The organism is Flavobacterium gelatinilyticum (assembly GCF_027111295.1).
Lineage (GTDB): Bacteria > Bacteroidota > Bacteroidia > Flavobacteriales > Flavobacteriaceae > Flavobacterium > Flavobacterium gelatinilyticum.
In genome coordinates this window covers 170,051-188,683 of record NZ_CP114287.1, presented here as the reverse complement: position 1 = coordinate 188,683, position 18,633 = coordinate 170,051, and the positions used below count along the sequence as shown (strand labels likewise).

The window sequence follows — 18,633 nt, the reverse complement described above, 5'->3', positions numbered from 1 at the left end:
AAAAACACCAAAAATGAATACTAAAAAAAATATCATCATTGCGCTAATGGCCTTGTCTTTTCAAGGCGCATTTTCGCAGTTCAAGACCACAATTCCGCTGGATAAAAACGTTGCAGCTGGAAAATTAAAAAACGGTTTAACCTATTATATCCTGCATAACGAAGAACCAAAAGACAGAGCTAGTTTTTATTTTGTTCAAAATGTTGGTGCTATTCTGGAAGACGACAATCAAAACGGATTGGCGCATTTTCTGGAACATATGGCTTTTAACGGAACAGAACATTTTAAAGGAAAAGGCATCATTAAAATGTTAGAGAAAAACGGTGTCAGTTTTGGAAAAGATATCAATGCTTATACAGCTCAGGACGAAACAGTTTACAACATAAGCACTGTTCCTGTGACAAACGAAAAACTAATCGATTCTACACTTTGGGTTTTGCACGATTGGTCTGGTTCTCTCTCTTTAACTAATGAAGAAATTGATGCCGAAAGAGGCGTTATTAGAGAAGAATGGAGAACGCGCCGCACAAGTGATTTCCGTTTAAAAATGCAGACGGATCAGGTTTTATACAAAGGCTCAAAATACAGCAAAAGAGATGTTATTGGTGATTTAAATATCATCAATAACTTCAAATATCCTGAATTAAGAAACTATTATAAAAAATGGTACAGACCCGATTTACAGGCTGTAATTATTGTGGGAGATGTTGACGTAAAAGCAATGGAAGAAAAAGTAAAAACTATTTTTTCTGGAATACCGTTAGCAAAAAAAGCAGCTCCAAGAAACTACGAGGCAATTCCGAAGCACGACGAACTGTATTTTGGAACTGCCTCTGATAAAGAAGCTTCTTCAACTACAATTACATTACAATATGTATTGGACGAACCTTTGGTAAAAGACAGTATTGTGACCCGAAAAAATGTGATGAATTCTTTTTACACCAGTATTCTTAACAACCGTTTTAAAGAATTAATTTTAAAAAATCAAAGCAGCGCTTTAGGTTTTAACGCTTATTTTGAACCGATTTCACGATTAAATACTTCTTTTAATATTTCGGCTGGGCCAAAAAAAGGAAAAAATCTTGAAGCTTTTGAAGAAGCTTATACAGAAGCGGAACGTTTAAAACGTTATGGCGCTGCGCAGGCTGAACTTGACAGAACTAAAAAGCTTTTCATAAGCTCTTATGATGATTTTATCAGCAATAAAGATAAAGTTGATAACGACAGCTGGGCCGAAAAATTGACGAATTATTTCTTAAAAGCAAAACCGTTTCTTTCTGCTGATGACGATTACAAACTCATTGTCGGTATAATAAAAAGTATCTCTTTAGAGGAATTAAATGCTTATGTAAAAACCATTCAGAAACCAAACAACCAAGTCCTTTTGGTAACAGGTTCTGAAGAAGACAAAGCCAATTTTCCAACTAAAGATGCTCTTGTACAAGTTATGAAGAAAGTCGAAAACAAGACTTTGGAACCGTACACTAAAAAAGAAAACAATGATCCTTTAATTGCCAAAGAATTAAAACCTGCGGCCATCAAAAAGACATTTGAAGTTCCAGGAATTACTGCTGCAAAAGGTTATACTTTAGAAAATGGCGCCAATGTAATTTTATTGCCAACGACCTATTCTCAAGATCAAATTGTTCTTACTGCTTTTGCTAAAGGAGGAAAATCTTTAATTAAAACTGAAGATTTGGCTTCTGCCGAAATCGCAACTGTACTTGCCAGATCATCTGGTTTAGGCAATTTTGATAATATAGGTTTAAAAGAAAAACTTACGGGTAAAATAGCACAAGCTGCTCCTTTTATTAGTCAGAATACACAAGGTTTTCAAGGAAGTTCCAATAAAGCCGATTTCGAAACGATGCTTCAATTGCTTTATCTTTCTGTAGAGGCTCCTCGTTTTGATCCGAATATTTTCAATATCTTAAAAGAGCAGTATAAAAACCGTTTGGAAACGATTAAAAAAGATAATGATAATGCGTTTAAAGATGCTGTTGATTTAGCCAATTCAAACAATAATCCAAGGACTTTTATTTTCAATGACAAATTTCTGGAGAATATAGATTTACAAAAAGCAGAAGCTGTTTACAGAGACCGAATTAAAAATGCATCAGATTTTACTTTTGTTTTTGTTGGAAACATTCCTGATAATGCTTTAGAAATGATTCAGAAATACATTGGCAATTTAAAATCAAATCCTGCTTTAAAAGAAACTTTTACAGATCATAATATAGGGCCGAAAAAAGGAAAAACAGTCGTACATTTTAATCGTCCAATGGAAGTTGCTAAAAGTACTGTTTACCTAAATCTGACTGGCAAAACAGAATATACTAAAGAAAATGCCATGACGATGTACATCATTGGCGAATTATTATCGAAACGTTTTCTTCAGACTATTAGAGAAGAAGAAGGCGGCAGTTATGGCGTAAATGTTGGCGGTAATCTCGAAATTATTCCAAAACCTACTTTCAGCCTTGCTTTATCTTTTGACTGCAATCCTGACAAACAAGAAAAATTAATGCAGATTGTTTGGAAAGAAATAAACGATTTAAAATCAAATCCAGTTAATGCAAATGATTTGGAAGACATTAAAAAAGCATTGTTGAAGAACAGAGAGGAATCTCTTAAAACCAACTCTTTCTGGGCGACAACCTTATACAATTACAGTTTAAATCAGATTCCGTTTTCTACGGATGAAGAATATAAAAGTTTAATTTCTAAAATTAATCAGAAAACTATTCAGCAGTTTAGTAAGCACGTTTTGGATAGTTCAAGTAGCGTTGAAGTTATTATGAACCCTGAAAGCCAATCAGGAAAGTAAAACTTTAGGATACATTTTTATTTTATTAGTCTTTAAAGGCTGTCGTTTCTGACAGCCTTTTCTGCATTACTTTCTTCTCTAGTTCTTGAAAGATGTTTTAGCAGAAGCCTGATCGAGGCAAGATGCCCAAACAGAACCACAGGTACAATAAAAGCAGGCAGCCAGCTGAAAGGAAAATGCAGTATGGCAATGTTGGGCTGGTCAAATGCAAATCGCTGTACTGGCGAGGGAGCAGACAAAAAAGCGTTTATGACAATATTGATTAACAGCCCCAGACAAATAAAATTCCATACCAGCAGCGCCCAGCTTCCTATTCTCCTTTTAATCAGTACAAAATAGGCAATTAACGGCGAGGTCACTCCTGCCACAATATCGAAATTCCTTCCCGCAAAGGTCATCAGTTCTGGAACCGCTCTGTTAAGAAAAAGAAGGTATAGAATAATTTCGACAGGCACCCTTACTATCTGCAAAAAGGTGAGATTACTTATCGGAAGACTATCCACAAACCGCCGTCCTTTCTTAGTGCCAAATAAAACACATACAGTAAAAATTGCGGGAAAAATGCCGAACACCAGGATAGCAGGAGGAAACCGTTCAGTATGGAAACTGTAAACATTTTCCAGCGCCAGAACAGCCTGCAGAAAAAGCCATAATATCAAGCCGATGAAAATTTTAAAAGAATACTGTCGAACAGATGCAGAACTTGAATTCCTAACAGCACCTAAAAACAGCATAAGGGTGAGCAATGTCGTGAGTTCAAAAAACACAGCAATATATAAAGGCAGATTTTCCAATACTTTTATTTTACCTATGAAAGATACAAAAATTCTATCACATGAGACTTGCAAGGCTGCAAGAGACCGGAAAAAATTCTACACTACACTTCAGCCAAGATGCCGGTATGAATCCCAGCTTAGTAATTCTTCCAGAATGTGACCCTAATGTCACAGTATAATTAAATTAAATTAATCTTTTTCATTCTCCTTGCTTTCTAAATCCTCTGGATGTTTTTTTTGCGTTTACCTTCTGCCAAAACAACATTAGAGCCAGCTTTTTCAGTGATATTTTTTGAAAAAAAATATTAATAGAGACAATTATTCTGGCTTTCTTGGTTCTTATGACAAAAAAATCCCTTTTTCATGCCAATTCTATTCCCAGCCGGCTCGCAAATTATATAAATCCACAGCTGAATTCTATAATTAAAATGCTTAGGGTGTCCTCTATTTTTGCATGCAGATCATAAATACAAACCCTGATACTATAGCAATTATGAAACCAGCTGAATCTACAAATAAAAATCTGAATGCCTCATCATCGAATAATACAAGTGATGTGAATTTAATAAATATGCTTCTTTCTCAACAGCAGCATGCCACCCAATTACTTTACTTATACCAAAAGCAGGAAGACGAGCCGGACTTTGACTGCGAATTTTTACACGGCATAAGTTATTACTGCAATGAAACTAAAGCGGGTTCAGAGATTGCCAGCCAGCTGATGGAAGAGTATAACGATAATCCCTGGGATACGGTTATATCTGATTCGTATGCGAAGCCAGCCTATTTTTAAATCCTAAATTCATCCTAAATCATATTTAAAGCCGCTAAAAAAACAGACCAAAGTTTACACTTTTCCCTCACGAGGCAGAAATTTATATGCTTCGCATGAGCAGAGAAACACTTAAGCAGACAATCATATCAATAAAAACGGTAAACAGTTGGTTTCAAAATAAAACCTGCACGGATCATACTTCTTTCAGATCTAAAATCGATAAGACTTTCACTATACCCCTGCCACCATTGGAGGGTAATAAGCTGATTTGCTTTTTTTGATACTCTATAACTGATTCCTGTATTCATGCTGCCTTTGAAATTCCAACCGGCCCCTTTTCTTACTGCAACATCTATAAACAATCTGTTGTTAGATGAAATCCATTGCAGCTGTCCTTCAGCGTAGCCAATATATTTTGGCAGAGACGGATTATTGTCCAGTAAAAATGGAAGCCAGGCCTTTACACTAACACTGAACTGCGAAGAATATACTCTTGTAAAACCAACTGAAATCATATTGATGCTTCGGGAATAAATACTGTCACGTCCATTTGATTCGTGTTCAATTCCGTACGTTAGTGCACCTAGAAACTGATTATCACGAAAAACTGGTTTGAGGAGCATCAAAGCGGGATTATAATTGCTTTCTTCAAACGGACTAGAAGCTTTATACACTTTCCAAAACGATTTTTGTGTGTAAGTTAAATAGAGATAGGCACCAAATATTTCGGGTTTATTGGATAACCGCTGTTTAAAACTAAATTGAAACTTAGCGTCCATATTGTTTCTTGTCGGTGTCTCGCCCAGCTGCATTCCTGTCACAAAATAATTGTCTTTGTAGATTGAAAATGCCGGAAGTCCGGTAATTATTTTATGAATGGAATCTCTATCTAGTGTAATTTGAGTATAACCGCTGCTAAAGAAGGATAAGAGTAATAAAATGAAGTATTTTTTCATGATGGCGGCTAATAATCTCAATCTGGTTTTGGTAAGTATCTGAAAAAGGTATCTCTCTACAACACACTTTCAAACGACCTCTTTGTTTCGGTTCCAGCGAATTCGATAATCGCGGCGATTCTTGCCAGGCTGCTTTCTTTTAAGATATCAACTTCGCGCCATTCCCTCTGGATATTTTCATTTTTGATTTTAACAATAAACTGTCCCGTAAATTCAGTAGTTCGTTCCCGATTAGACGATTTACAAAATATTTTTCTGCATCCTTCGCGCAGATAGAATTCAGTACTAATTCCGTCTTTTAAAAAAAACAGTCCAGTTCCATCAGGATTGATTTCTACTTTTTGTCCTCTGAAATTTAAAAGTTTAATTAAAGCATCCAGAAAAATAAGCACCCGTTCAAAATTGTCTTCAGCCGTAATCAGTTTCAAAGATTTAACATTCGAAAAAACTCCGTAAGAAGTTCTTATAATATGATTTCTTCTAGTTTCATATATTACGTTGCAGGGATTTAGGAGTTTATCAGACAGATGCAAAGGAAAATCAGGATCGTTTATAATACGTACGGCTAAGTCAAAATCGGGTCCTGAATTAAAGGATTTCCTTAGAATATTTTTCTTGTCATTGAGTGGAATCTCAACACTTTTTGTTTCTAAAAAAACATCTGCCAAAGCAGGAAGCGGTTTTGAGTTTAAATTAAAACTTCTCCAATAACTGCTTACCGGCAAAGGAATCTTCATAGTAATACAGGCTTTTTTAATATCCGATTTTGAAATATTATACTTTACTGCAATCTGATTTAAAGGATTCTCCCAGACCAATTTATAAAGTTCTTCTCTTGTAAATGTGATGTTATTCATACCCAATGTTTTTACTGCTGTCAATACATTAACAATTCGTTTTCCTGCTCCTGAATCGTTTTGCATGAAGATTTCCTATTTCTGAGAACGCCCCATTTTATGCAGGCTGCTCCCCAGGAAAAACCCGCACCAAAGGTTGTTATCAGTAAATTTTGTCCTGCTGTAAAATCATCTTTAAAATCCCATAAACATAAAGGAATTGTTGCAGAAGTTGTGTTGCCGTATTTCTGGATATTGACTTTTATTTTGGATTTATCGATACCTAAATCTAAACCTACCGCCTCTATGATCCGCAGATTAGCCTGATGCGGTATTACCCAGTCGATATCACCTGTAGTAAAGCCGTTATTGGTTAAAACTTCACGGCTAACGGAATTCATCGCTGCCACCGCTTTTCTAAAAACATATGATCCATCCTGTTTTATATAATGATTCCGGTGAAGCAGACTCTGCATTCCTGTCGGCATTTTTGAACCTCCTGCCGGCACTAAAAGCGAAGAAGTACCGCTGCCGTCTGTATGAAGTTTTGATTTCATTAATCCAAAGTGAGATTCTGATGCTTCAAGCAATACGGCTCCGGCTCCATCACCAAATAAAATACAGGTAGACCGGTCTTCATAATCTACTATAGAACTCATTTTGTCTGCTCCGGCGACAATAATTTTCTTATAACGACCGCTCTCTATCATACTTCCTGCTAATTCCAATGCATATAAAAAACCACTGCAGGCCGCATTTACATCAAGTCCAAATGCGTTTTTTAAATTGCTTTTTTCGCAGACCATTGCCGCTGCTGGCGCCAGCATATGATCCGGAGTGGCAGTAGCAAGTATCAAAGCTTCAATTTCATTTGGGTCAACCTCATAACTTTCTATAAGATTGTTAATCGCAGAAGAAGCAAGATCAGATACCGCCGTATCGGCGCCTGCTATTCGGCGTTGCTGAATTCCGGATCTTTTTTCAATCCATTCTTCTGAAGTTTCAACTTTCTCAGATATCTTCTTATTATCTAAAATAGAAGGCGGCACATAACCGCCGACAGCTGTTATGACGGCATTCATAATCTATTTTTTTAAGTGTAGTTTTTATTCTAATATGCTTTTGAAGAAAGGAAACAAGTGTATTTAAAATCAATTATTATGTAAAAAATAATGACTGCCACTATCTGTAAAATATTTATTTAATAAAAAACCAATGAAAAGTATCCCAAACATTTTATCGATAAGGCAGCCATTATTAATTAACATGGAGATAGTATCTCCCAAACAATAACTAAGTAATAGTAAATCAATATTTTAATCTTCCTGTTTTTTTAATAATGCGCAAAAGATCATGATTTTGCATTTTTTGATGCTTTTGCAGAACATCATAGCTGTTTTTATTATAAACAGAAGATTTTTTTCTTCTGCTTATAAAACTTATTTAATATTCACCGATTGCTTTTTTGTATTTGGCTTCGGTGATTTTGTAACCGGCTTTTGCATCAATAAGATCAGCATAGGCTTTCTGCCAAAGCACCTGCGCTTCCAAAACGTCTTCTCCCAGAACGGTTCCGGCATCAAAACGATCCTGATTTAAACGAAGGTTTTCCTCAGCTTGTTTAAGTGATTTCTTGTTCAGATCGATTTGTACAGCAGCCTGATTAAGCATCAGCCATGAATTCTGGACCTCAATACTTAAGAGTTCTTTTGTTTCTTCGAGTTCAATTTTTTGTGCTTCGGTTACAAAATGCTGCTCTTTCACTTTTTGCTTTTTTGCTCCCCAGTCCAGAATGGGAATTGAAACGCTTACCAACCCTACGAAAGCCTGCATATTATCGCTTCCATCAGAAAAATTAATCTTTTTACCGTATGATGCCAGACCGTTTGCACTAAGCGCGACAGTCGGTTTCTGATCTCCTTCAAGTAATTTCTCCTGATATTCATTCACTTCAACCGACTTACTGAGGGCATTTATTTCAGGACGATTATTAACAGCAGATGCAACATCGGCTTTGCTTACCAATTGAATATCATCTGAAAAACTGCCTGTTACATCATAATCTGCTGCGCTTAAACCTGTAATTTGTGAGAGAGCCAGTTTGGTTACGGTTAAACCGTCTTTTGCTTTTGTCAGATTTAGGATGGCTTCATTTTGTTGTACTTCAACTTTCAAAAGATCATTCTTGTAAATCAAACCGGCATTAAAGGAGTTTTCAAGGTCTTTTTTCAGTTCGCCTAAGAGTTTTAAGTATTTTTCTGCCAGAACCACTTTTTCTTTTAAGTTGACAGCCTGCCAATACGCTGTTTCGGCATTCAGTAATACTTCATCCTCGGTTAAATTTTTCTGGATACTTTGCAGATCCACAACCGAATTTGTCATTTTTTTTGCAGTCTGAATTTTACTTCCTGCATATAAAACCTGAGTCACGGCAACAGAACCGTTAGCGCTGTATTCCGGCAGTAAAGTTTTAAAAGGATCTGAAAGATAGAGGCCTATAACACTTGCATCTACCTTAGGTTTTGTTGCTGCATTTGCAGCCTGATTGGCGGCTTTGGCAGCATTGATACTGCTTTGGGCTTTTTTGAGCTTTTTATTGTTTTCTAAAGCCATGCTTTTTATCTGATCCAGAGAAACCGTCTCTTGTGCCTGGGCTATTCCTGAGAGTAAAATCAGGAATAGTATATATATAGTGTTGTGTTTGCTTTTCATATCAATTCATTTTTAAACTGTCCCGCCGAAACTCACGACGAAACGACGGGACGTTTGAAGAATTTATTATTATCAATGCTCGTGAACCGGTTTATACAGTACATCATCTTCTCCATCCGGCTGTTCCTTCGGTGCTTCATCTTCGATTATAGGCTGCTTCAGTAATTTGTAATACATAACAGGCACTACAAAGAGGGTCAGTATCATCGAGAAAATCAATCCAAAAGCCAATACGCTTCCCAGTGGAGCCCACATAGGCGATTTCCCGATAATCATAGGCACTACTCCCACCGCAGCAGCAGCTGAAGTAAGGAAAATGGGTCTCATTCTTCGTTTAGCCGCCGCAATCGCCGCTGCTTTATGCTTATATCCATGATCCCTGATGAGTTCATCGGCATAATCAACCAGTATAATTCCGTTTCTCACCACGATACCAATTAAACTTATAATTCCCATAAATCCGGTCATACCAAGCGGATTTCCTGTTACAAGAAGTCCTAAGAATGCTCCAAAAAGGCTTAGTAAAAAAGTACACAATACGATAAGCGATTTTCCAAGACTTTTGAACTGAAATAACAGAGTAAGGAAAATCAGAATAAGGCTTACTCCCAGTGATACTCCCATACTTGGTGCATTCTCCCCGCTTGATTCTGCATCACCGCCATATTGAATAGTAGTTCCTGGCGGAAGTTTAAGAGCATCTATTTCAGGTTGTATGTCCTGAAGAATACGTGACGGTTTTTTACCCAGCTGTGCTTCAGAATACACGCTTAGCATTTTTAACCCGTTTCTTCTCAGAAGCATTCCGGTATGCCATTCAGGATCCAGTGCTGCTACAGCTTTAAGCGGTACTTTTTTTCCGTAACGGGTTGTAATATGCAGGTTTTGTAAGGCAACAAGATCTTTACGGCTGTCTTCGTCATAGCGAAGAAAAATGTCTACCGTTTTATCTCCTTCCCATAAAGTCGAAATAGAATATCCTTTTAAACCTGCGCCTAAAGTTTGTGTAATGGCTTGTTTGGTTATACCTAAACGGTTTGCTTTAGCATTGTCTATATTGAGTTTTACTCCCATATAATCATACTCACTGCTTAGGCGGACATAGTTTACTCCTTCTGCCTTTTCAAGAATTTTCTTGATTTCTAATGCTGTACGCTTCTGATCGGCTTCATTTTCGCTTACAACCCTAATATCAATTGGCGCACCTTCCTGAAAACTCAGTTGTTTAATTTTAACGGCTCCGTCCTGCATAAAACCTTTCAGTTTGTCCAGATATTCCCTTGCCATTTCATTTGTCGCATCGCTGTCGGTTGTGGTAATGAATACTTGTGCAAAGTGTTTCCTTGGTGTTTCGGGAGCATATGAGGTATGAAAACGCGGTGAACTCATTCCTATAAAACTGGTAACATCAACAACACGTTTGTCCTCTTTTAGAATTTTTTCTAATTCTTTTACTTTCGCTTCGGTTTTTTCAAGAGATGTTCCGTTTGGCATCCAGACTTCCATATTAAACTGATTGCGTTCACTTAAAGGAAAAAATTCTGAATCTACTTTTGTTGCAATAAAAAGAGCGGCAATCACAGAAAGTAATCCCAATCCCATGGCTGTTTTAGGATTTCTAAAAGCGGCTTCTACTCCTTTATCAAAAACAGACTGAAGATGATCCAGAAGGTTTTTCTTTAGCGGTCTGTCACTTATTTTGTGTTTTAATCCTTTCTTTATGAACACATAACACGTATAAGGCGTAAAAAGAAGCGCAATAAGCATTGAAACAATAAGTGCAATGGCAACCGTTACCGGAAGATAGAACATAAAATCTTTAGCAATTCCGTCCATAAAAATAGCCAGTGGCAGGAAGGCAAATATGATTGCAAGCGTTGCTGTAAATATTGGAACCATTAATTGTTTGGCGGCCTGCCAGGCACCTGTCCAGGGCTGTACACCTTCGTCGAGTTTTTCTATATAATTATCTACCACAACAATGGCATTATCCACCACCATTCCCAGTACAATAATAAGTGCCGCCAGTGTTACCTGATGAAGCTCAACACCAAGCATGTTCATAAAAGCAAAAGTTATCAGCATGGAAATCGGGGCAGCTGCAGAAGCTACCACAGCTATTCGAAAAGGCAATAACAGCATTACCACCAAAAGCACTGAACCAATTGCCAGACCAAATTCTTTCATAAAGTGACTGATGCTGTGTTCCACATCCTTTGGCTGGTTCACAATAGTTTTCATCTTTACATCCGGCGGAAAGTTTTTTTGTATGGCAGCAATCTTTGCTTCAACCTCTTCACCAAATGCTACAATATTGTTCCCCGGAAGCATATCAACCGATAAAACCATGGCTTTGTCTTCGCCTACACGTACAAATGAAGATTTTTCTTCAAAACGTCGTTCGATTTCTGCCACATCTCTTAAACGAACAATCGTTCCCGAAGGTGTTGTGTATACAATCTGGCCTGCTATATCATTCTCATCCTTATAACGGCTGTCTGCATAAATAGGAACAATGTTATTTGAACCAACTGACACTTCTCCGGTGTAACCTGTAATATTCTGCTGCTGGAGGATTCCCATCAGCGCGCCGGCATCTAAGCCGTACTGCTGCAGCTTTTTGTCGTTAATTTTGATGTAGATCTGCTGTCTTTGTCCTCCTGAACGGTTGATTTTAGAAACCATTGGAATGACTTTAAGACCGTCTTCAAGTTTATCAAGGTATTTTTCAATCTCAGCATACGAACGTTCTTTTGAAGATACAGAGATAATCATAGCCGTTACATCGGCAAAATTACTGTTGATAAAAGGACCAATAACGCCCTGAGGCAGTTTTGAACGCAGGTTAGCATCCATATCCAGCTGCAAGGTATGCCAGAATTTTTTTCTGTCCTGTACCGTTGTATATATTTCAGTAGTTATAAAAACCTGCCCTTCGCGAACTTCAGATTTTACTTTTTTCTTTTTGATTTCTTCAAATGAAAATAAGTACTGTTCTATTTTTTTTGCTACTTCTTCCTCTACCTGATGCTCATCTGCACCGGGATAAATAGCATATACCAGAGCAGTAGGCATGTCAATTCGGGGGTTTTCGCTTCGGGGCATATTAACTAAAGAGTTAATCCCCATAAGCATCATCAGGATAACCAGCACAATGACAACCTGCTTGTGTTTCATTGCGGCTTCTAAAAAGTGTATTTTACGCTTTGTCATCTTTTAATTGGATTTTAGGGAATTAGAATTTGACAGGCGTGCCATCTGTTAAGTTGGTTTGTCCCTCTACAATGATTTTATCTCCCTGCTGAAGTCCTTCTTTCACCACTACATCATTAGTTCCCGTCATTTTAGAAATATTGACTCTCTTCTTAAAAGCGGTATTGCCTTCTTTAGCGATATAGACGTAGTTTATATTATCGGGATCGCGCACTACAGCCTGTGCGGGAATAATTACTGAGTTTTGAGTCTTTCCTGAGTTAATGCTGATATCTGCAATCATTCCAGGAAGAAGCTGTCCGCCTGCATTCTCAAGACGAACTTTAACGGTATAGGTTTTCGAAAGATCATCGCCTTGTGGATTGATTATGGTAAGTTTTCCTTTGATTTCTCTATTCAGGGACGGAATCGTAATAAGCACATCTGCACCTATTTTTAGTGAGCTGATTTCATTCTCATTTATAGCGGCAACAGCATATACTTTGTCTGTTTTTACAATGGTAAAAGCCGGAATTCCGGGCGCGGCACTGGCTCCTGCCTCCGTTAGTTTATGGGTTACGATTCCGGAAAAAGAAGCATACAATTTGGTATCCTGCATGTTTTTTGATGCCGTTTCTTTATTAGCCTTCGCTTGTGCTAAACCGGTTTTTCCGGCAATATAATCCCGTTCCGGAAGACTTCCTTTTTTATACAGCTGGTCCAGACGGTTAAAGTTATCCTGTGCCTGTTCAAGGCCTGCATTTGCTGCAATAAGATTGTTTTGATACGAATTCTGCTCAATTGATGCCAGGAGCTGTCCTTTTACAACACGCTCGCCTTCCTGCACCATAACAGCATTTACTCTTCCGGGGATACTAAAGCCAATAGAAACGGTATTGTCTGCTTCGATAGTACCGCTGTAGTCCAAAACCTCTGCCTGAGATGACAGCTCTATTTCTCTTACGCTGACTTTTACAGGTGCAGTGGTCTGGTTTTGGTCTGTTTCCTTTTTACCGCAGCCGGCACTTAATAACATAACACTCAGAATAGACAAGATATTCCTCTTAGAGATTACCATATAATTTGCTTTTTAAATTTATTATTAAAAATTCCATCCAGTTATTTCAAACTGATGGTGCAAATCTCCATAGAATCTTTAGTCTGCAAAAGGTCTATTTTGAGCCGTTTTTGGTCTAAAACCGTTATTTTTAACATTAACATCTCGCATCCTTTTTGCAAAAAAGGCGGTTTTTACAGAAAAATACAGCAGTAATTTAAAGGTTATTTGTATTTGTCCCGAAATGATTTTGGGGTGATTTTCATTTTCTTTTTAAAGAATTTTCCAAAAAAAGACTGATCGCTGAAGTTGAGTATTTCAGCAATTTCTGCCAGAGAATATGAAGTTTCCATCAGCAGGTTTCGTGCCTCCATAACTACGGCTTCTTCAATAATTTCACGGGAAGTGTTTCCTGTAGCTTCTTTGAGCAGTTTAGACAAATGTCCTGAAGTAATAAAAAGTTTATCAGCATAAAACTGAACATTTCTGTTCTTACGAATATGAATAGAAAGCAGGGACAAAAAATCGTGAATAATCTGTTTTTTTCTGCTGGTTTTCACATCGGCCTGATTTCCTCTTGTTCGGTGCATTTCCATCATTTCCAAGGCCAGGAGATTAAAGTGGTGAAAGACCTTCGCATTCTTGTAAAGATTGGTTTCGGATTGTGACAAATTAAGTTTATACATCTTTGTCATGATATCCAAAATAATACTATAATTCTCTTCTGTAAGTGATAAAATAGGGGTTTGATTTAGTTCTGTAAACCGAAAAAGCCTTATATCTTCGTAGTTGAGTATATTGGATAAAGCAAATTCTTCTGTAAATACAAAACCAATACTCTGAACCGGTTCTATTATTTCCTGGATATGAATTATAGACTGGGAAGAAAATACCATAACATCTTTTGGGCTGACAATAAAGGTTTCCAAATCAATCTGTACTTTCATCTTACCGCAAAGTACAAGCATGATGGCTATATTACTGCTTCTAAACGGAAATGGAAACGGGTTCTCACTAATTACTTCTTTATTGTAGTGAACATGAAACTCTGTCCCGTGCGCGGCTTCCTCTCCCAGGATATTTAGAATATCGCGTAAGCTGTAATTTTCAATTCTTTGGTATTTACTCACTTTGAATATTGATAAAAGACAAATTTAATTTTTTAAACATTTATCCGGAAGTCAATTTAAAAATTTCTTCATCAGGCAGCCTCATTCAAAAACGAGATGAATTGCATCTAAATGTTTTAAGATATTCTTATGTATCAGAAAAATTACATTCGGCATTACTATTACCTAACAACTGCCTCTTTTTTAAAGAGAGGAGATACCAAATAATTTGGACTGATAAAAGTGACGATTCAGAAGCTCTTTTTTCCGCTTAGGATTTATAGTTAAATATGCAGTCCCTGATCTTACTATCTTTATAAAGGATTTAGATGTGCTTTACTACACTGAAGGGGTAAAAGAAGAATTCATATCCCTGAAATTTAATTGTTCTTTTTAAAAGTTTAAAACATACCCCTTTCAGTAAAGCACTTAATTTTCTTACACAAAACTACCTCTAATGAGTTCAAAAATTTTACTGCTGCTTTCTTTTCTGGCAACTATTTCTTGCGGCCACACTATAGAAAAAGAAGCTAAACACTTTAAAGCACTGGAAGAAATCAGAAAAGATTCCAGAGCCCTGCTCGCTGACTTTGAGTATGGCGGTGTGCTGGTCATTAATGTTAAAAACAATAGCACCTCCTTCGATTCATATGCGTCAGAAGTCTGTAGTCTGCTGCAACGCCATGATATTTACTGTACTATAAAAATTATAGAAGCCGGGAGTCCAATGCAGCTGAATGGCAAAGACATGCATGGAAAAACTCTGTATCAATTAAACTGCCAATAAAATATATTATGCCAAAAATTACCCTGCTTACCTCACTCTTGTGCTGTCTGCTGGTTTCATGCGATATGTTCGATTACCATCCTTATGACGGTAAAATAACAGGAGAAAGAAATATAAACGAAAAAAACATAAAACGTATCGAAGCTGCCTGCTTAAACAAAGATACTATCCGGTTTGCTGTAATGGGCGATACTCAGCGCTGGTATGATGAAACTCAAGAATTTGTCAATACATTAAATAAGCGTAACGATATTGATTTTGTAATTCATCTGGGCGACATAACTGATTTTGGGCTGACAAAAGAGTTTCTATGGATGCGCGATATAATGAACAAACTTTACGTTCCGTATGTAGTGCTGCTTGGTAATCACGATTGTCTGGCAAACGGACAAGATGTTTTTCGTTCTGTTTTTGGAAATGAAAACTTTTCATTTACAGCAGGCACCGCTAAATTTATATGCATGAATACCAATGCGCTGGAATTTGACTACTCACATCCTGTGCCTGACTTTAATTTTTTGCAGCAGCAGTTTAATCAGGAAGATCCCAAACATAAGAAAACTATTTTTGCCATGCATGTACAGCCTGGATCTGAGCAGTTTAACAACAATGTTGACTGGGTTTTTCAGGATGCGCTAAAACGCTTCCCAAACGTTCAGTTCTGCATCAACGGACATGACCACCGCATAACAGCCAAAGATTTATTTAATGACGGACTTATGTACTACGGTTCTACCAGCATTAACAAAAAATCATACCTTATTTTCACCCTTACTCCGGATAATCGATATTCCTATGAAGTTGTCTATTTTTAAACGCTCTGCTATACTTTTTATTTTAGTTTTAACTGCCTCGCCCCAGCTCACTCATTCACAAGAAACATTTCAGAATACTATAACCGAAAATCTCGAAAAACCGGAAAGCAATAAACAGGAAAAGAAGAAAAAACACCAGACTGGCTGGGGAGTACTTTTACCTGAATATATCAAAGTTCAGTATGCAGGCAACATGGGTTTTCTTTCTTTGGGCGGAGGATGGGATTATGGAAAAAACAAGCATTGGGAAACAGATCTTTTTCTGGGTTTTATACCCAAATACTCTACAGACAGAAATAAAATTACATTTACGCTGAAGCAGAACTATATACCCTGGAGAATTGCTGCCGGAGAAAAAATTACTTTTGAACCGCTTTTAAGCGGACTATATTTAAATACCGTTTTTGGAAACGAATTCTGGCTGAGCGAACCTGACAAATATCCAAGTAATTATTATTCATTTTCAACACGGCTGCGTGTTAATATTTTTGTCGGACAGCGCATCACATATAAATTAGATTCTCAACGTGATTATCTAAATGCTGTTTCAATATTCTACGAAATAAGCACTTCTGATCTTTATCTTATCAGTGCGGCGGGAAATAAATATCTTAAACCCAAAGACTATTTAACTCTTTCGTTAGGCATAAAGCTCCAGCTCTTTTAAAACTCCCCTTATTACTTTTGAATGATCCTATGCCCGGCAATAAATTAATCTGCATATACTTCTTACTGCAGACCAGGTTTATAATTTTTATTTTTGAGATGGAGGCTGTACTGCTGTAAAAGAGCCTTAATATATCTGAAACGAACAGTATCTCCAGCTGTAAAACGAACCTCTCTGGGTTTTGCTTCACCATGGTATGCATACTTGCCAATAAAAGCTTCACCGTCAAAACTGTAACTGTAATCATCAAATGTGCAGTTATAAAGCCCGTCAGCATAATTAACAGCAAAATGATCTGTTTTCATTTTTTCAAAATGACTTCTTCCAAATCCAAAATAGGGCTTTTCGCAGCCTAGAAGATCCAGTACCGTAGGCATTACATCCATATGCTGCATAACCCGATTGTCTGCTGCTTTCCAATTTCCTCCAGGGTAATAAAACAGCAGCGGAACCTGAAATGCATAAGGCTGATGCTGATAAAGCTCTTCTGCAGAGCCTGAAGAGTGATCTGCTGTTATAATAAAAAGCGTATTATCAAACCAGGGTTCACTGGATACAGAGGTAAAAAAATCCCGAAGAGCATCATCAGAATAACGGATTACTTTATGAATAGGCATATTCCCTTCCTTATACTGAGATAATTTCTCCGCTGGTATTTTAAACGGATGGTGTGATGACAAAGTAAAGAGTGTGGCAAAAAAAGGGCGGCCTTCCTGCGCAATATTATTTAACCGGTCATGAACAAAAGGAAAAAACTTGTGATCCCATATCCCCCATTTACCGTCAAAATCATCCGGACCAAGTATCTTTTCATAATCTTCACGCATAAAGAAATCTTCGATTCCGTTAATTTCCCCAAATGAAACAAATCCCATGCTTTCTCGTACCGACCCATGAAAAAAAACAGGACGATACCCCATTCTTTTCATCATGAGAGGGAGTCCTTCATAAGAGGCAATGGAATTGGGAAGTGAAAGAAAATGATGGCTGAAGGAAGGTATTGAATTCCAAATCGCAGGCAGTGCATCTACGGATCTTCTTCCATTTTGATAAGCATTAGTAAAATTATAGCTTTTAGTCATTAGTGAATCAAGAAAAGGCATACATCCCTGACCATTATAGGCGGAAGAAGAAGAAAGGGCATGACTGTGCGCAGCTCCAAAACTCTCCAGAATAATCAGCATAACATTGGGTTTCTCTTTCAGTTGCAAAGGAGCATTCTTATGCTGCATGCCTGTTGTAGGATATAAATCAGATGCTGTTTTATCCGAAAAAAAACGATGTGCCGGCAGTCCTGCACCTTTTCTGATAGTCCTGATAAGACAAAACGGATTAGAAAGTATTATGGATGCCTCCAATGGTTCATTTGTATACATAAAGGCATCATTCATGCTTAAAGGCGTAGAGCCGGCGGAAAATGAGCGCCCACGCAGAAAATAAACAGAAAGCACTGCCGTAAGCAGTACTGCTGAAAGGGATAACACCAGATCTCTGGAACTATTTTCAATACGCTGCAGCCACAAAAACCGAGTGCATCTGTATACTAAAAACAAAAAAAACAGAAGAAACGCAAACAAAAGTATTCCCAGACGGCTCTCTATTAGAATATCTAAAAAGAGATTTGAAATACTGCTGTCTTTGACCATAATAAAATCAGTCAGGGTAATGCGCGACTTTGAATAGGGATAATAATACGCATCACAAATGCTCAGTAAAAGTCCTGCTCCATTAGGTATAAGATAAGCTACCATAAGTAACCGGTCCTGTAATATAGTCCTGTAAACAGGCATCAATGAGAATAAAACAAAAAAGATATTGAGATAAACAATTGAAACAGTATCAAAAAACATTCCCCTGCTCAAAAGAAATAATACTCTTGAGTATGAAAGGTTTTCTAATGTATCTGTATTGCAGGCAATAAAAAAAAGGCGGACAAGAAAAAAGGCTGCATATAATGCACATATTCTCAAAACAAACGAAATAAAGCGTCCGTAAGGCTGCCTGATTATAAGAGGTGGTTTCATTTAGAAAGTAGAAAATTATATTAAGGAGAGAGATAAAACCTGCTGCTCCGAAAAAGGCAATACGCAGCCAACAGGCATTCATCGGTAATCAGTAAAGACA

At 37.3% G+C, this 18,633-nt stretch carries 14 protein-coding genes; 5 read left to right on the top strand and 9 right to left on the bottom strand.

Going from position 1 to position 18,633, the window contains the following annotated elements; translation table 11 throughout:
- Positions 1-13: 13 nt before the first annotated feature.
- On the top strand, positions 14-2,827 hold the full coding sequence (locus OZP11_RS00640; RefSeq protein WP_281233315.1) for a M16 family metallopeptidase: 2,814 nt from the start codon (positions 14-16) through the stop codon (positions 2,825-2,827).
- A 32-nt stretch (positions 2,828-2,859) separates the two neighbouring features.
- On the opposite strand, the gene OZP11_RS00635 is transcribed toward OZP11_RS00640, so the two are convergent.
- Positions 2,860-3,621: a hypothetical protein gene (locus tag OZP11_RS00635; protein WP_281233314.1), complete on the bottom strand. Its 762-nt coding sequence runs from the start codon at positions 3,619-3,621 to the stop codon at positions 2,860-2,862.
- A 475-nt stretch (positions 3,622-4,096) separates the two neighbouring features.
- Between OZP11_RS00635 and OZP11_RS00630 the strand changes: the two genes are divergently transcribed.
- Entirely contained in the window at positions 4,097-4,396 is a 300-nt protein-coding gene (locus OZP11_RS00630) for a hypothetical protein (RefSeq protein ID WP_281233313.1), read from the top strand.
- Between the two features lie 128 nt (positions 4,397-4,524).
- Here OZP11_RS00630 and OZP11_RS00625 read toward each other — a convergent pair whose 3' ends face one another.
- The 7 genes from OZP11_RS00625 to OZP11_RS00595 all read right to left on the bottom strand — a co-directional run bounded on the left by OZP11_RS00625 (position 4,525) and on the right by OZP11_RS00595 (position 14,261).
- Positions 4,525-5,334, bottom strand: coding sequence for a phospholipase A (locus OZP11_RS00625; protein WP_281233312.1), 810 nt, complete (start codon positions 5,332-5,334; stop codon positions 4,525-4,527).
- A 56-nt stretch (positions 5,335-5,390) separates the two neighbouring features.
- On the bottom strand, positions 5,391-6,257 hold the full coding sequence (locus tag OZP11_RS00620) for a hypothetical protein (RefSeq protein ID WP_281233311.1): 867 nt from the start codon (positions 6,255-6,257) through the stop codon (positions 5,391-5,393).
- Positions 6,212-7,252 (bottom strand): beta-ketoacyl-ACP synthase III, encoded by a 1,041-nt coding sequence (locus OZP11_RS00615; RefSeq protein ID WP_281233310.1) that lies wholly within the window; start codon positions 7,250-7,252, stop codon positions 6,212-6,214. Before OZP11_RS00615 ends, OZP11_RS00620 begins: the two co-directional genes overlap by 46 nt.
- Before the next feature lie 361 nt (positions 7,253-7,613).
- Positions 7,614-8,882: a TolC family protein gene (locus tag OZP11_RS00610; RefSeq protein ID WP_281233309.1), complete on the bottom strand. Its 1,269-nt coding sequence runs from the start codon at positions 8,880-8,882 to the stop codon at positions 7,614-7,616.
- Between the two features lie 72 nt (positions 8,883-8,954).
- Positions 8,955-12,095 (bottom strand): efflux RND transporter permease subunit, encoded by a 3,141-nt coding sequence (locus OZP11_RS00605; RefSeq protein WP_281233308.1) that lies wholly within the window; start codon positions 12,093-12,095, stop codon positions 8,955-8,957.
- Between the two features lie 22 nt (positions 12,096-12,117).
- Positions 12,118-13,152: an efflux RND transporter periplasmic adaptor subunit gene (locus OZP11_RS00600; RefSeq protein WP_281233307.1), complete on the bottom strand. Its 1,035-nt coding sequence runs from the start codon at positions 13,150-13,152 to the stop codon at positions 12,118-12,120.
- 203 nt (positions 13,153-13,355) lie between these two features.
- Positions 13,356-14,261: a helix-turn-helix domain-containing protein gene (locus OZP11_RS00595; RefSeq protein WP_281233306.1), complete on the bottom strand. Its 906-nt coding sequence runs from the start codon at positions 14,259-14,261 to the stop codon at positions 13,356-13,358.
- Positions 14,262-14,697: 436 nt separating this feature from the next.
- Between OZP11_RS00595 and OZP11_RS00590 the strand changes: the two genes are divergently transcribed.
- From OZP11_RS00590 to OZP11_RS00580, 3 genes are read left to right on the top strand one after another with little or no spacing between them, the layout of a single operon-like run.
- Positions 14,698-15,027: a hypothetical protein gene (locus OZP11_RS00590; protein WP_281233305.1), complete on the top strand. Its 330-nt coding sequence runs from the start codon at positions 14,698-14,700 to the stop codon at positions 15,025-15,027.
- 8 nt (positions 15,028-15,035) lie between these two features.
- Positions 15,036-15,842, top strand: a complete 807-nt coding sequence (locus OZP11_RS00585; protein ID WP_281233304.1) for a metallophosphoesterase family protein — start codon at positions 15,036-15,038, stop codon at positions 15,840-15,842.
- Entirely contained in the window at positions 15,823-16,509 is a 687-nt protein-coding gene (locus tag OZP11_RS00580) for a hypothetical protein (protein ID WP_281233303.1), read from the top strand. Before OZP11_RS00585 ends, OZP11_RS00580 begins: the two co-directional genes overlap by 20 nt.
- A gap of 62 nt (positions 16,510-16,571) precedes the next feature.
- Here the strand turns inward: OZP11_RS00580 and OZP11_RS00575 are convergent, their stop codons facing one another.
- Entirely contained in the window at positions 16,572-18,533 is a 1,962-nt protein-coding gene (locus OZP11_RS00575; protein WP_281233302.1) for an LTA synthase family protein, read from the bottom strand.
- Positions 18,534-18,633: the final 100 nt, after the last annotated feature.